This is a genomic window from Clostridium sp. UBA5712, from assembly GCF_002419845.1.
Taxonomy (GTDB): domain Bacteria; phylum Bacillota; class Clostridia; order Clostridiales; family Clostridiaceae; genus Clostridium_J; species Clostridium_J sulfidigenes.
This window is the reverse complement of the sequence record NZ_DIGW01000010.1, coordinates 373,430-388,568: the sequence shown is the minus strand read 5'-3', so window position 1 is coordinate 388,568 and position 15,139 is coordinate 373,430. Positions and strand designations below refer to the sequence as shown.

At 29.4% G+C, this 15,139-nt stretch carries 11 protein-coding genes; 8 read left to right on the top strand and 3 right to left on the bottom strand.

Translation table 11 applies throughout. The annotated features are described in order from the left end of the window. The first annotated feature begins 384 nt into the window (after nt 1-384). Nucleotides 385-2,172, top strand: a complete 1,788-nt coding sequence (locus tag B3B03_RS05730; RefSeq protein WP_346876685.1) for an ABC transporter ATP-binding protein — start codon at nt 385-387, stop codon at nt 2,170-2,172. After that, entirely contained in the window at nt 2,172-3,980 is a 1,809-nt protein-coding gene (locus B3B03_RS05725) for an ABC transporter ATP-binding protein (RefSeq protein ID WP_346876684.1), read from the top strand. Before B3B03_RS05730 ends, B3B03_RS05725 begins: the two co-directional genes overlap by 1 nt. A gap of 184 nt (nt 3,981-4,164) precedes the next feature. On the opposite strand, the gene B3B03_RS05720 is transcribed toward B3B03_RS05725, so the two are convergent. After that, nucleotides 4,165-4,680, bottom strand: a complete 516-nt coding sequence (locus tag B3B03_RS05720) for a spore coat protein (RefSeq protein ID WP_346876683.1) — start codon at nt 4,678-4,680, stop codon at nt 4,165-4,167. A gap of 167 nt (nt 4,681-4,847) precedes the next feature. Further along, nucleotides 4,848-6,125: a dicarboxylate/amino acid:cation symporter gene (locus tag B3B03_RS05715; protein WP_346847755.1), complete on the bottom strand. Its 1,278-nt coding sequence runs from the start codon at nt 6,123-6,125 to the stop codon at nt 4,848-4,850. A 526-nt stretch (nt 6,126-6,651) separates the two neighbouring features. Here B3B03_RS05715 and B3B03_RS05710 point away from each other — a divergent pair. From B3B03_RS05710 to B3B03_RS05695, 4 genes are all read left to right on the top strand, one after another. Continuing rightward, a complete protein-coding gene (locus B3B03_RS05710; protein WP_346847754.1) occupies nt 6,652-7,125 on the top strand; it encodes a hypothetical protein in 474 nt (157 codons plus the stop codon). A gap of 533 nt (nt 7,126-7,658) precedes the next feature. Next, nucleotides 7,659-8,873, top strand: a complete 1,215-nt coding sequence (locus B3B03_RS05705) for a hypothetical protein (RefSeq protein ID WP_346876682.1) — start codon at nt 7,659-7,661, stop codon at nt 8,871-8,873. A gap of 134 nt (nt 8,874-9,007) precedes the next feature. Beyond that, the gene (locus tag B3B03_RS05700) at nt 9,008-9,736 is read left to right on the top strand and encodes a hypothetical protein (RefSeq protein WP_346847752.1); all 729 of its coding nucleotides are present in this window, start codon (nt 9,008-9,010) and stop codon (nt 9,734-9,736) included. Between the two features lie 156 nt (nt 9,737-9,892). Then, nucleotides 9,893-11,068, top strand: a complete 1,176-nt coding sequence (locus B3B03_RS05695) for an amidohydrolase (RefSeq protein ID WP_346876681.1) — start codon at nt 9,893-9,895, stop codon at nt 11,066-11,068. A gap of 53 nt (nt 11,069-11,121) precedes the next feature. Here B3B03_RS05695 and B3B03_RS05690 read toward each other — a convergent pair whose 3' ends face one another. Further along, nucleotides 11,122-11,361 carry a hypothetical protein gene (locus B3B03_RS05690; RefSeq protein ID WP_346876680.1) on the bottom strand — a complete coding sequence of 80 codons (240 nt, stop codon included), beginning with the start codon at nt 11,359-11,361 and terminating at the stop codon, nt 11,122-11,124. 331 nt (nt 11,362-11,692) lie between these two features. Here B3B03_RS05690 and B3B03_RS05685 point away from each other — a divergent pair, with 331 nt between their 5' ends. Further along, nucleotides 11,693-12,991, top strand: a complete 1,299-nt coding sequence (locus B3B03_RS05685; RefSeq protein ID WP_346876679.1) for an APC family permease — start codon at nt 11,693-11,695, stop codon at nt 12,989-12,991. Between the two features lie 227 nt (nt 12,992-13,218). Next, nucleotides 13,219-15,000, top strand: a complete 1,782-nt coding sequence (locus B3B03_RS05680) for a methyl-accepting chemotaxis protein (RefSeq protein ID WP_346876678.1) — start codon at nt 13,219-13,221, stop codon at nt 14,998-15,000. Nucleotides 15,001-15,139: the final 139 nt, after the last annotated feature.

The following is a 15,139-nucleotide window of genomic DNA, read 5'->3' as shown; positions in this document are numbered from 1 at the left end:
AAAGTTAGAAAGAAAATTAAAAAATACAATAATATAACTCTAAGTTAAGTTTTATGAGAATCAATGTTTTTATGTTCTTGCACCTTTATGCCATTGATATGACTAAGGCTAAGTCTCCTAGAGTAAAGCAATATTTTAATAAAAATTAGCTTTCACTAATACGATTATTTCAATTATAAATAAACATTTATGTATAAATATGTTATTTAAGTAAAGATGGTGTTATAATATATACATATTTAGTTAAATAGTTTAATAAATTAAATTATATTAATATACTGTAAACTATTACTGAGGTGAATAAACAATAGATATACAATATTGTTCAGAGGAGATGATTCAATAATATAAAGTAATAGACGGGTATGTAAATGGGGGGAAATTATGAGATTAGAAAGTAAAAATTATAATGCGGGGGATATAATTAAAATTCCATTTAAATTTGCACCAGCACAGGCTACATTAATAGCAATACAAAAACTTTTGGATGGTTTAGTTCCAACACTACAAATTTTGGCTACGGCTAAGTTTCTAGATATTGCAATTTTAATATTTAAACAAGAAAAAGATATTAAAGATATAGTAATGCCTTTATTATTTGTGATACTTCTTTTAGCTTATGACTGGATTTCTACGCAATTATCAAAGTTTGCAGAGGTTCAGATTAAAAACAGACTAAGAGGTGAATTCAGGGTAAAGATTGTAGAAAAAATAGCAACCTTGAGATATAAATATATAGAAAGTCAGGATAGTTGGGATTTGATATCTAGGGTTATAAAGGAGCCAGAAGTTCAATGTACTAAGGCCTATATTTCATCTTTAGATATGATAGCAATGATTTTAAAAATAACAGGAATACTAGTAGTTTTATTTATTCAGGTATGGTGGTCTGCAGTTTTAATTGTTTTAATTTCTGTACCTCTATTTTTTATAGCTTTAAAAAGTGGAAAGGAAACTTATGAAGCAAATAGAGAAGTAGAGAAAAATAAAAGAAAGGTTAAATACTTAGAAGAAGTGTTAAACGGTCGTGAGGCAGTGGAAGAAAGAACCTTGTTTGGCTATTCTGATAAGATTAATAACCAGTGGCATAAAGAGTTTGAAACTGCTAGAAAGCATGAACTTAAGGTAAGTCTTAAATGGTACGTTAATATGAAAACTGGTGGGGTTATTATTGCTATTTTATCTGTATTGATAGTTTTAATTTTAATAGGACCTGTAACTAGTGGAATTTTATCCATAGGAATGTTTATGTCCATTGTTAATAGCGTATTTGAATTAATACAATATTTAGCTTGGAGCCTTCCTGAGTATGGAGATAATTTAGCAAAGAATAAAGAGTATCTTGTTGACTTAACTAACTTTTTAAAATTAGAAGGTGATGAAGGATACTTATTAAGACCAGCTAAGGAGGTTAGCAAATTAAAGTCCTTAGAGTTTAGAAATGTATCTTTTAAATATCCAGGCACAGAAAAGTATATTTTAAAGGATATGTCTTTTGTCATAGAAGAAGGAAGGCATTATGCTTTTGTAGGTGCTAATGGAGCTGGTAAGACTACAATAACTAAACTTATAACTGGCTTATATGAGGACTTTGAAGGAGAAATTTTGATAAATGGAAAATCTATAAAGACATATAGACAAGATCAGTTAAAAGCAATGTGCTCTGTAGTGTATCAAGATTTTGCAAGATATTGTATTTCTTTTAGAGATAATATTTTATTAGGAGATATCAATAGCTTTGATAACCTAGATAATATGAATAAGTCTATAGAAACTGTTGAACTGCAAGATGTTGTTGGAGGATTACCTCTAGGTATCAGTTCAAACTTGGGTAAAATTAAAAATGATGGTGTAGATTTGTCAGGAGGACAGTGGCAACGTATAGCTATGGCAAGGGGAATTGTAAGTCCAGCATCCATTAGAATTTTAGACGAGCCAACTGCAGCCTTAGATCCTATAAGTGAAAGTAATGTCTATGAAAAATTTGAAGAGATAAGTAGGGGACAAACTACTATATTTATCAGTCATAGGCTTGGCTCAACAAAGATTGCAGATGAAATCTTCGTTATAGGAGATGGAGCCATTGTAGAAAGTGGTTCCTATGAGGAGCTTATGAAAAGAAATGGGGTTTATACAAAAATGTATGAAAGTCAAAGGAGTTGGTATATATAATGGAAGGGAAAAGTAAAGATATTTCTTTTTTAAAGATAGTAAGGACAGTTGAACCTATGATAATTAAATCATGTCCTATACTTACAGTGGCAGCTATATTAACTTCAATACTACATAGCTTGGCTTATGTAGTAAATACTTTCATGACACAAAAGTTTTTTGACTCCATTACAGCTACTTTCTTAGGGAAAGTAGAGTTAAAAATAGTATATTTTATGCTAGGAGGACTATGTATTTCATTAGTTCTTACACAAGTGCTTAATGGGATATCTAACTTTTTAGCTAATGCCTTAGTTAATAAGGCAAAGGGAACTATAGGTAAGATATTAAATCATAAAAGCTCAAAGTTAGATGCCGCTGATTTTGAAAATCCAACATTACTTGATGATATTAATAAGGCTCAGAAGGGATTAGAGGGTGGACTTTGGATGTCTTTGATATTAATTGTAATAGTAACCTTCTATATTCCATATTTTATTTTTATGGGTATATATCTTTATAAATTAAAGCCTATACTTTCTATTTCTATTATATTAGTATTTATTCCAGTAGCTATATCACAACTAATTAGAATTAAGATATTCACTAATTTAGAAGATAAGGTAGCTCCAATAAGAAGAGAATATGAACATTATGAAAAATGTATAATGGATAGAGAATATTATAAGGAAACAAGGCTTTTAGGAGGGTTCTTCTATTTCAAAAAAAGATATATAAGTACCTTAGAGCTTATGAATAAAAATAATTGGCAAGCAGAAAAAAAATCAGGACTTGCAGAGCTAGCCATGAAGATGTTAACATTACTTGGTTATATGGGGGTTTTAGCACTTCTTGTATATGCACTTTTAGATGGTTCTATATCAATAGGTGCCTTTGGGGCAGTATTTTCATCTATAGGCTTTATGTTTTCTTTAATGAATGAGCTGATATGTATGCATATAGGAAACATGGCTGAAAATTTAGGTACAGTGAAAAACTTTATTAGATTTTTAGAAATCCCTGAAAGAGAAGGGGAGGACATAGAAATTGTAGGAGTACCTAGTATTTCAATTGATAATGTAAGCTTTACTTATCCAGGAACTGATATAAGTTCTTTGAAAGACATATCTTTAAAGATGAATTCAGGAGAAACCATTGCCATTGTTGGGGAAAATGGAGCTGGTAAGAGTACCTTAGTTAGGATTCTTACAGGAATATATAGCCCTACTAAAGGTAATGCTTCAATAAATGGTATAGATATAGATAAAATATCAGCTAAAGAATTATATAGGGTTACATCAGGGGTATTTCAAAAATACCAACGATATAAAATGACTTTAAGAGATAATATATCTATAAGTGAAAAATCTAATGAAATAAAGGAAGAACTACTAAAAGAAGCTATAGATAAAGCAGATTTTCAGGTTTCAAAGGAAAAATTTCAAGATGGTTATGATACCATGCTATCTAGAGAATTTGATGGTATAGATTTATCTGGTGGGCAATGGCAAAGGTTAGCTATAGCTAGGGGTTTTTATAAGGATAGTAACATGATAATTTTAGATGAACCTACAGCAGCCATAGATCCTATAGAAGAGACTAAAATATATAAGAAGTTTAAAGAGATGTCCAAGGATAAAACTGCTATAATCGTTACTCATAGACTTGGTTCTGCTAAGATTGCAGATAGAATAGTAGTTATGGATAAGGGTGAAATTGTACAAGTAGGTACCCATGATGAACTTATAAGTATAGATGGAAAGTATAGTGAGATGTATGAAGCTCAAAGTAAGTGGTATCTAACTGATCAGGATGAAAAGGCAGTTTGATTTAAGGGATTAATGCAAAATATTTAAAGGTTTGAGTCTGAAATGGGTTAGTAAGTTGGTATATAAGGGCTCTATAAGAGTTTGTGAATTTAAAAATCATGGATAGATATCAGTTATTTATACTGAACTATCCATGATTTTTTTATATTATATTACTAGAGATAATTTGGATACAATCCTAATACTATTGAACGTTATACATGCCATTCTTCTCCATGTATTGGAATATAGCTTCTCCGTGTTTTTGTTCTTCTTTTTGTATGTGATTTAATACATCACGAACTCTAGTATCTCTAAATTCGAATATTGTAGTATCATAGGTTCCTGAAACATATTTTTCAGTCATCAATAAATCTGTACACATATCAGCATCAGATAAATTAACTCCTCCTGATTGCATATTATTTGTATTTGTTGTGGAACCTTGAGCTGTCATATTTTGCTCTGAGTTTTGATTTTGACTTTGCGGATTCTGTTGACCTTGTTGTTGCTGACCCATTTGAGGAAGTTGACCACTTAATAATTGATTGATGCTACCTAGATGGGTTCTTTCTGATTGTCCATTAGCATTAAAAATATCTTTTAACTGACTGTCTTTAGCTTGATTTGCATAATTTGTATACTTTTCAATGCAAATTTCCTCATGTTTTTTTTGATCCTCTAGTAAAGTTCTTTCTTTTTGTGATAATGTTATTTCCATAATACTGCACCTCCGATTATATTTTGTGTAAAACCAATTATTTTATACTAGTAAATGAAATAGTATTGAATTTTAAACAGTATACTAGAAAAAACAGGTTAACACTCAATTTAGGTGTTAACCTGCTTGGTATATATAGAGATGACATAACAATGAGAATTATATCACTATAGGGATTTGTTTTTTACAGTTTCAGAATTAAAGATTTCTTCATTAAATTCTCCTTCAGCCTTTGCTACAATCATTGTACATACTGCATCACCAGTAATATTAACAGAGGTTCTTGCCATATCTAGAATCCTATCAATTCCCATGATTAAAGCGATACCTTCCACTGGTAAACCTACTGATTGTAATACCATGGATAACATAATCATTCCTACACCAGGTACTCCAGCTGTTCCAATTGAAGCTAAGGTGGCTGTTAAAATAACAGTTAAGAAAGAACTTAAGGTTAAATCAACACCATAAATTTGAGCAATAAATACGGTAGCTACACCTTGCATAATAGCGGTCCCATCCATGTTAATAGTTGCCCCTAGTGGTAATGTAAAGGAAGCAACATCCTTCGAGATTCCTAAATTTTCTTCTGCAATTTCCATGGATACTGGTAAGGTTGCACTACTGCTTGAGGTAGAAAAAGCTACTGAAATGGCTGGGAAGAATTTTTTGAAAAATCTTATAGGACTTAATCTAGTAAATAATTTTAATAGCCCACCATAGACAATAGTAGCATGAATAAGTAAGCTTATTAAAACTAATGACATATATTTTATTAAAGGTATCATTGCATCAAAACCTTGAGTGGCAAAGGTACGAGCGATTAAACCAAATACTCCAATGGGTGCAATTATCATTACGAAGTCTACGATTTTCATAATAAGGTCATTTAATTGTTGAAAAAGATTTGTTATCATTTTAGTTTTCTCACCTAGAGTAGATAATCCTACACCTATTAACATGGCAAATACAATAATTTGTAGCATGTTCCCGTTTGCCATGGATGCAATAGGGTTGTTCGGTATCATATCAAGGATAACTTCAACTAATGGTGTAGCCTCTTTGATAGTAACTTCACTTAAACTAGAATTTGATAAATTTAATCCTACACCTGGTTTAAATACTGTAGACAGTGATAATGCAATTGAAATGGCAATAGCCGTAGTAGCTAAGTAAAATAATACTGTTTTTACTCCAATTCTACCTAACTTTTTAATATCTCCCATGCTGGCAGCTCCGTTAACTAGAGAAATAAAAACTAAAGGTACTACAAGCATCATAATAGCTTTTAAAAATGCCTGTCCAACTAAATAGAAAACTCCATTAATTAATAATTCATCGCGAATGAAACCCTCTGGAATGAAGTTGAATATAATACCTGTCATTAAACCTAGGATTAATCCGATAAATATTTTTGTTGATAAACTTATTTTGCCTTTTTTCATTTTACCAATCCCTTCTAATGATTTTTATTATATAAATTAAATTTTTACCTAAAATTATAGAATTATATGGTGAGTAAAATTATATAATGAATAAAAACAAAAGTCAAACTGCAATTATTGGAAAAGTGAAAAATGAATATGAAATATTTTAAAATCAATATAGCATTATTTGATTGAGTGTTAATCTAGTAATAGCGCACATTATCATGGTTATAGATATAGATGTTGAATGTATAAAACTTTTGATATATACAAGTAAATTTTGAAGGATTTTAAAATAAGTATGCAATATTCGTGTAAATAATATCAATATAGTTAAGAAGAAAGATAAAACTTGAAAAGTTATTTTAATATATTAACAAATAATAACATATAAAGGATTGTTATTTGCATGGATATATTTTACACTTAGTATAATAGGTTAACAGATACTGTTTATCCGATGCCTACAAGCTCTAATACTCCAATATTCTTCAAAGTGGGAGTAAAGAGCTCTGTTTATATTAAATTTTTAGGAGGGGAATTTATGTTATTTATATTTATGGGGCCAAGCTGTTCGGGGAAATCTTCAGCAGCAGAAGAATTAAAAAAACTTACAGATGTACAGATTTACAGTGGAAAAGATTATCTACGTATGGACAAAAATGAAAATAATGCATGGCAACTATTTGAGGAAATATTGAAAGAAGGTTGTAATAACAAAGATTTACACTCAAAATCAATAATCTATGTAATCTCAGAAAAAAAGGATATAGTAAAATTTAAATTTATTAACGATGCTATTACTATAAATTTTACAGCTGATGCAGAAATAATAAAATCTAGATTTGCAAAAAGGATGAATGGAGTTTTACCAAAGCCAGTAGAAAGTATGATAGACAAGCAGTTACTTGAATGGAAAGACATAACTGCAAAGTTACATGTAGATACAAGTAAAGACAGTCCTAGTGATATAGCTAAAAAGATATATGATCTAGGATTAATAGATAATAATGTATAGGTATTATACTAATACACTATGGGTTGGTTGGAATTTATAATTTATGATAAATGTATTAAAAAATATGCTACTAAGCTTAAATTATGTAACTTTGCTGAAAAAATATTGGTGATGCAATAAATTGATAAAATAGTCTAATAATTTTTATTTACTTTATAAGTTTTCTATGGTAAAATTTACACATAACATATGGGAGGTGCTATAAAGTGATTATTGCTACTTGTTAATTAATTTTTAATGTAAAAATTAATACTGAAAGAAGTCTTAACTACCTAATTATTTAGGTTTATTTGTTGTGCTTCTTTAGAAAATTTACAAGTAAGCGATGTGAAGTTTATAGAACTAAAATTAAAATCTTTTTTACACTTTATATAGTATATTTTTTATTGTGTAAAATATTGTAGATATTTTGGTTGTAATGAGGCGTTGCTTTATTACAGCCTTTTTTAATTTAGTTGAAGAGGTAAAACATCTAACCCTTTAAATTAGATAGGTAAAAATGAAAAAATAAATAGGATAAGGGGTATGAGTATATGAAAAATCAAGTAAAAAATGAATTTAAGGAAATATTGAATATATTTAATGAAGCCTATGTTAAAAGGGATATTAATGAAATAGATATCTTTATGGATAAATTATTTGATAAGGATGAAAGTGTAACTATAGTAGGCACATGTGATGACGAGTGGTGTATTGGATATGAGGAAGTTAAGGATATATTTTTAAGTGACTGGGAATATTGGGGAGATTTAAGAGTTATAGCTGATGAGGCTACTGTAATGGAACTTGAAAATACAGCTATAATTTATACTCCAGCTACAGTGAAATATTCTTTTAACAGTAGAAGTGACACATATACACGTTATTTAGGATATATTAAAGAATATTTTGATGAAAGTTCTGATGAAAGTAAAAAATCTAATAAGGTTAAATTAACAGAAATTAATTGGTCCTTATGTCATTTATTAAATCAAAGGGATGATATAGAAAGAGATTATCTATGGGATATACGTATTTCCTTTATATTAATAAAAAAAGAAAATAGATGGATTATAAAGCATATGCAGTTTTCTTTACCTGTAGTTGGACATCTACCAGATGTAAGGGAATATAAAGATAGTTGTGATAGAACTGAGGTTAATAAAAAAATAAAGGAATTAGAAGAAGCTTATCATAAAAATAAGATAAAGAAAAATGAAATAATAGAATTAATAAAAGACTTTAATAGTGAGTATCTAGATAAGGATATGGAATTAAATTTGATAATTGATAAATATTTTTCTTCTAATAATATATTTGTTGCTAATACAGATAAAGAAATATTCACTAGTAAAGAAGAAATTAAGAAGTTAATTAAGGATCATAGAGTATGCTATGATGAGATCAGGTTAGACAGTGAAAATTCTATGGTTGATTTTAATGAGGATATAGCTTGGGTAGTAATAAGAGGTACTATGGAAAAAGTTATTTCAGAAGAAGAGTCCTTTGAAAACACAGTTAATAAAATAAAGGATATATTTAATAAGGATTTAAATGATAAAGAAAAGCTTTTTAACATTAGAAGAAGAATTGCTGAAACCTTCAAAGAAAATGCTAAAGGTGAAGATTGTATATGGCCATTTAGATTAGAGGGTGTGCTTATTAAAGAAAATAACAAGTGGGTATTTAAATATCTCCAATTTGCTTTTCCTTTTAATTATATTCTTGAGGGAAAGACAGAAGCGGCATCTTTAATAAAGAAATATTAATAACAAAGAGACTAGTAGGGAGAATCCTTACTAGTTTTTTGTATAAATAAGGTTTATTCAAATAGTATAATAAGCAATTAAGGGGAATAATATAAATCTCAGTTAATGCAAATAAATATACTTGGGTGATGTAAATGGATAAACTTATAAGCAATAAAAATCTTATAAAAATTAGCTCTAGGATAATAATTATTATTTACTTTATTTTTTTATGGATTGATTTTATAACCAAAGATTTAAAAAACACATATTCAGTGACATTAAAATATTCAGCTATAGTGCTTTGCTTTATCATATCCTTATTAATTAAATCCCATGGATATAGCAAAAGAGATAAAGGTTTAGTTCAGCTTGCTCGACTATTTACCTTAATTGCAGATTATTTTCTTGCAATTTCCGGCAATTATATTATGGGAGTTTTTTTCTTTTCTCTAGTTCAAATAACTTACATAATAAGGCATAGTATTATGGAAAATAGTAAATATAAAAACTTATTGTTTTTTATAGTATCATTGTCCATAGCCTTAACAGTTTCATTAAAAATAGAAATAGCATCAATAGGAAAAAATCTTGTTGTTTTAGCACTTATATATGCATCTTTATTAATCACTAGTCTTTACTGCTCAGTGAGTACCATAACTAGAGGTAAATATTCTCAAAAAACTTCATGGATAATTGCTTTAGGTATGTTTTTATTTTTTATGTGTGATTTAAATGTGGGACTTTATAATATAGTAGCAGGAGGCAACATAAAATTTTTTCTGGGTTTTTTAATATGGTTATTTTATCTTCCTTCTCAACTATTACTTACATTAAGTGGATTTAAAGTTCAATATCTAAAGAAAGTTTTTTGTAATATTTAACTTTAAAATATTATGAATAATTATTTAAAATCCTACAAAATATAAATACTTAGATAAGAGATAAGTCTAGCTAAGAAATGCATTTAGATTAAGATGAAATTAGAGTTGTTTAGCTATAATTTCAAATGATTATTATATGTTAGAAAGGAGAAGATTATGTTATTAATTAAAAATGGTAAAATATTGACCATGGCTGGTGTGGATTATGATAAGGGATGTATCTTAATAGATGGGAAAAAAATTATAAAGGTAGGAGAATACATTGATGAAGATAACAGTGCCATTTCTGAAGTCATTGATGCAAGCAATTGTATAGTTATGCCTGGAATAATAGAAGCTCATAGTCATATTGGTATTCAAGAAGAAAGAAAAGGTTTCGAAGGTAATGATTGCAATGAAATGACTGAGCCAGTTACACCTTACCTTAAAGCCTTAGATGCTATTAACCCTATGGATTCCACTTTCCACAAAGCCTTGAGTGCTGGGATTACTGGAGTAATGGTTGGACCAGGAAGTTCAAATGTGGTGGGTGGGCAGTTTGTATTTATCAAAACTCACGGTAGAGCAATAGATAATATGGTTGTTCTGGAACCTGCTGCAATGAAGGTTGCATTTGGAGAAAATCCAAAATCAAATTATAATGATAAAGATAAGATGCCAACATCACGTATGTCCATAGCTGCTCTTTTACGAGAAGAGTTGTTTGAAGCTCAGCAATATTATAAAAATAAGAAAAACTCTCAACAATCAGGTAATGAAGACAAGGATTTTAATGAAGAGTTTAGAAAAGAATGTTGGTTACCTGTATTTGATAAAAAGATACCTTTAAAAGCACATGTACATAGAGCTGATGATATTCTAACTGCAATACGCATAGCTAAACAATTTGGATTAAAAATGACTCTTGATCACTGTACAGAAGGGCATTTAATTGCAGAAGAGATAAAGGAGTCTGGATTCCCAGCTATAATTGGGCCAACGCTATCAGTACGTAATAAAATAGAGACACAAAATATGGATTTTAAAACAGCAGGCTTGTTGCATAAGGCAGGTGTAAAGGTAGCTATTACTACAGACCATCCTGTTACAAGAATACAAGATTTGGCAATTTGTGCTGGATTCGCAGCAAAAGAAGGATTGGGTATAGATGAAGGACTTAAAGCAATTACAATAAATGCAGCTGAAATATGTAATGTATCACATAGAGTTGGAAGTATTGAAGTTGGAAAGGATGCTGATATTGCAATCTTTGATGGCAATCCCATGGAGATATTTACGAAAACTTTGTATACTATAATTGATGGTGAAGTGGTTTATAAACCAGAAGACTAGCTACAATAATTTTTAGGAACAGGTTTTTGATTTAAAACTAAATAACTTTTTTATTACTTTATTATAATAAAAGTGGCAACAAAGCCAGCTAATACTGATTTTGTTGCCACTTTCTTACATGTAGAAATAAATTCCTTTGTTCCCATAAGTTGTGTATGTGAAATATTATTTGTTGTTGTTATTTTTGTTGTTGTTGTTATTTTTGTTGTTGTTGTTATTTTTGTTATTATTGTTGTTATTATTATTGTTGTTTTTGTTGTTATTATTTTTACAATTGTTGTTTTCCATGACATATCACCTCCTACCTAACTTATAATTTGCAAAAAAAAATATATTATTCATTCTAATAAAAAATTATCAATAAAAATTTTTATGCATAGTTTTTCTTATATAAGTGATTTTACACTAGACTAATTAGCAAAAATTTTTTAAAATATAAGGTACATGATTTTAAGTTGTAAAATTGATATAAAAGAAATACATTTTGTTAAATTACACAAAAAAATAAGGTGTTAAAAATTTGATTTCTAATGGAAGTATAGAAATTTATAACATTAAGCCTTAAGCATAAAAAACAAATTGTAAGATATAATAAAGCTATAAAAAGCTATTTAGGAGGAAACAATGATAGAAAAAACACAAAAGAAGACAATAACATTTATTGAAGCCATTGCAATAGTAGTTGGAATGATAATAGGATCTGGAATATTCCTAAAACCAGGTATTGTTTTTAATGATGCAGGTTCACCTATAATGGGCATAATGGCTTGGGTAGTTGGAGGTATTATAACTTTAGCTTCTGCTCTTACAATTGCGGAGATAGCTTCATCTATACCTAAAACTGGTGGGTTATATGTTTATCTTGAGGAGCTGTATGGAGAAGTATGGGGTTTCCTATTAGGATGGGTTCAAACAGTAATATCTTATCCTGCATCGGGAGCAGCTTTAGCCATAGCTTTTTCCACTTATGCTACATTTTTTATTCCAATGAATAACTTCGAGCAAAAACTTCTAGCAGTAGGAATCTTAGTGTTTGTAATAATCATGAATATAATTAGTACTAAATATGGGGGAGTAATTCAAACTATTTCAACGGTGGGAAAGCTTCTTCCAATAGTTGCTATTATTATATTTGGTTTAATTAGTGGTAAAACTCATGATTTTCGCTCCGTTACCGTTATGACTGAAGGAGCTGGTTTTGGAGCTGCAGTATTGGGTACCTTATGGGCTTATGATGGATGGATAGGGGTTACAAACATAGCAGGTGAATTAAAAAATCCTTCTAAGGAAATGCCTAAGGCAATTATTTTTGGAGTTACTTCAGTTATATTTATATATGCATTAATAAGTATAGCAATGGTTAATGTAATGCCCATTGAAAATATAGTTGCATCAACAACACCAGCATCGGATGTAGCAGTTTCACTATTTGGAAAAGGTGGTGCTGCATTTATAACTGCAGGAATTATAGTATCTGTATTTGGAGCTATGAATGGATATTTATTAACAGGTGCTAGAGTACCATTAGCTATGGGACAGAGAAAACAATTGCCCTATTCAACTCAATTGGGTAAGATACACAAAAAATTTGGAACTCCTACTAATGCATTAATTCTTGAAGGGGTGCTAGCTACTATTTATATTTTCTCGGGAACATTTAATACTCTTACGGACTTATTAATATTTGTTTTATGGATATTCTTTGTCATGGGTGTCTTTGGTATATTTAGACTTAGAAAAAAAATACCTGCAGATAAAAGGCCATATAAAGTTCCTCTTTATCCATTCATTCCAATGGTGGGAATATTAGGAGGAATTTACATATTATATAGTACAATTGTATCTGCACCATTGAATTCTATAATAGGGATTGGTATAGCTCTTGCTGGTCTTCCAATATTCTATTATTTAAAAAGAAAATAGTGTTCAGCCTCAATGATTGAGCTATGACTCTATATTAATAAAAGATTGATTCGGATAATTATTCGAATCAATCTTTTTTATAATGTATAGAAAACTATTTAAGCAAAAATTCAATAGCAAAGTAAATACAATAAAAATTGAATTTTACACTATTCTTATAACTGAATTGTTACGATAAATTAAACAATATATATATAATGTGAATAAAGTGTGAAGGAGTTGATATTATGAGAATTGAAGGTATAAAAAAAGTTAGTTCTAAAATGAGTATTGCAACAGTAATAATAACTCTAATAACAGCGATTACTATAAGTGTAGTAATGTCTTATATGAATATTCAAACTAGCAATGCACTATTAGATAGTGAAAGACAAATCTTAAATGAAGATTATGATATGAAAATTAAGGAACAAGTAGAAATTGTAATTGGTATGATAGATACAATAAATAAAAAGACTGAAATAGGTAAACTAACTGTTGATGAAGCTAAGAAACAAAGTGCGGATTTAGTAAGAGAGTTGAAGTTTGGTGAAGAGGGTTATTTTTGGATCGATACTGTTGAGGGTGAAAATATTGTGCTTTTAGGGTCTAAAACTGAAGGAACAAATAGATTAAATTCACAAGATGTTAAAGGAAAATATCTTGTGAAAGAAATAATAGAGAATGGTAAAAAGGAGAATGGAGGATATACTGAATATTGGTTTCCAAAATCGGGAGAAACAGAAGCATCACTTAAAAGAGGATATAGTAAATTATATGAACCTTTTAATTGGGTAATAGGAACAGGGAATTATATAGATGAGATTGATAAGATAATAGCTGAAAAAGAAGCTATTATAAAAAAAGACTTAGTAAAGAGTATAACTATTAATATAATTTTACTTATTGCCTCATTAATAGTAGCAATAGTTTTATCATCTTTTGTAAGTAAAAAAATAATAAAACCTTTAATTATAATTAAAGATTTTGCAACTCGATTAGCTTCTTATGATTTTTCAGCACCTATTAGTATAGAGAGTAAAGATGAATTTGGACAAACAGCTATTGCTTTAAATATTGCACAAGAAAATGTAAATGGATTAGTAAAAATAATAATGGAAAACTCAGAAAATATCAGTGCATCTGCAGAAGAACTTTCAGCAACAGTTGAAGAATTGGCAGCTAAAACTGTAACTGTTAATGAAGCTGTAAATATAATTGCAGAAGGTGTACAAGAATCCGGCGCTACCACAGAGGAAATAAGCGCTTCTATTGAAGAAGTAGACTCAAGTATAAATATATTATCTTCAAGAGCTATGGAAGGAAGTAATAATGCCAGTGAGTCTAAAGGAAGAGCAAGCAAGGTAAGGGATAATAGCAAAAAGGTAAAGCAGGTAGCAGGAGAACTATATATTCAAAAGGAAGCGAATATGAAAAAGGTAATAGATGAAAGTTCTGTAATAGATAATATTAGAGTTATGGCAGATACTATATCTTCTATATCAGATCAAACTAATCTTCTTGCTTTAAATGCAGCTATTGAAGCTGCAAGAGCAGGAGAGCAAGGGCGAGGTTTTGCAGTAGTTGCAGAAGAAGTAAGAAAACTTGCAGAACAATCTTCTGGTGCTGTAGTAGAAATACAAAAAACTATAGAGACAGTAAAACAAATATTTAATAAAAGTATAGAAACAGGAAATGACATATTAAAATTCATTGATGTAGATATAATGAAGACTTATGATGAATACGAAGAAACAGGTAATCAATACTATGTTGATTCTGATTTTGTAAGTGATATGTCAGAAGAAATAGCAGCTATGTCACAAGAAATTACAGCCACAGTAGGACAAGTGAGTGAAGCAATTCAAAATATGGCTGAATCTTCACAAGAATCTAGTGAAAAAGCAGAAACTATAAAAGAAAGCATGGATGAAACTACAAAAGCTATAGAGCAAGTAGCTCAAACAGCACAGGTTCAGGCTGAACTTGCGCAACAATTAAATGAAATGATTCAAAAATTTAAGATATAAATTTTAAATTTTTCAATATAAGAAGAAAGACTATGAGATATCTAAATTAATAACTCATAGTCTTTCTTTTTCCCTTTCTCGTAGATATTAAATGTCATGATCTAATTAGTTACATATATAAATAGTATTATTAATGTGT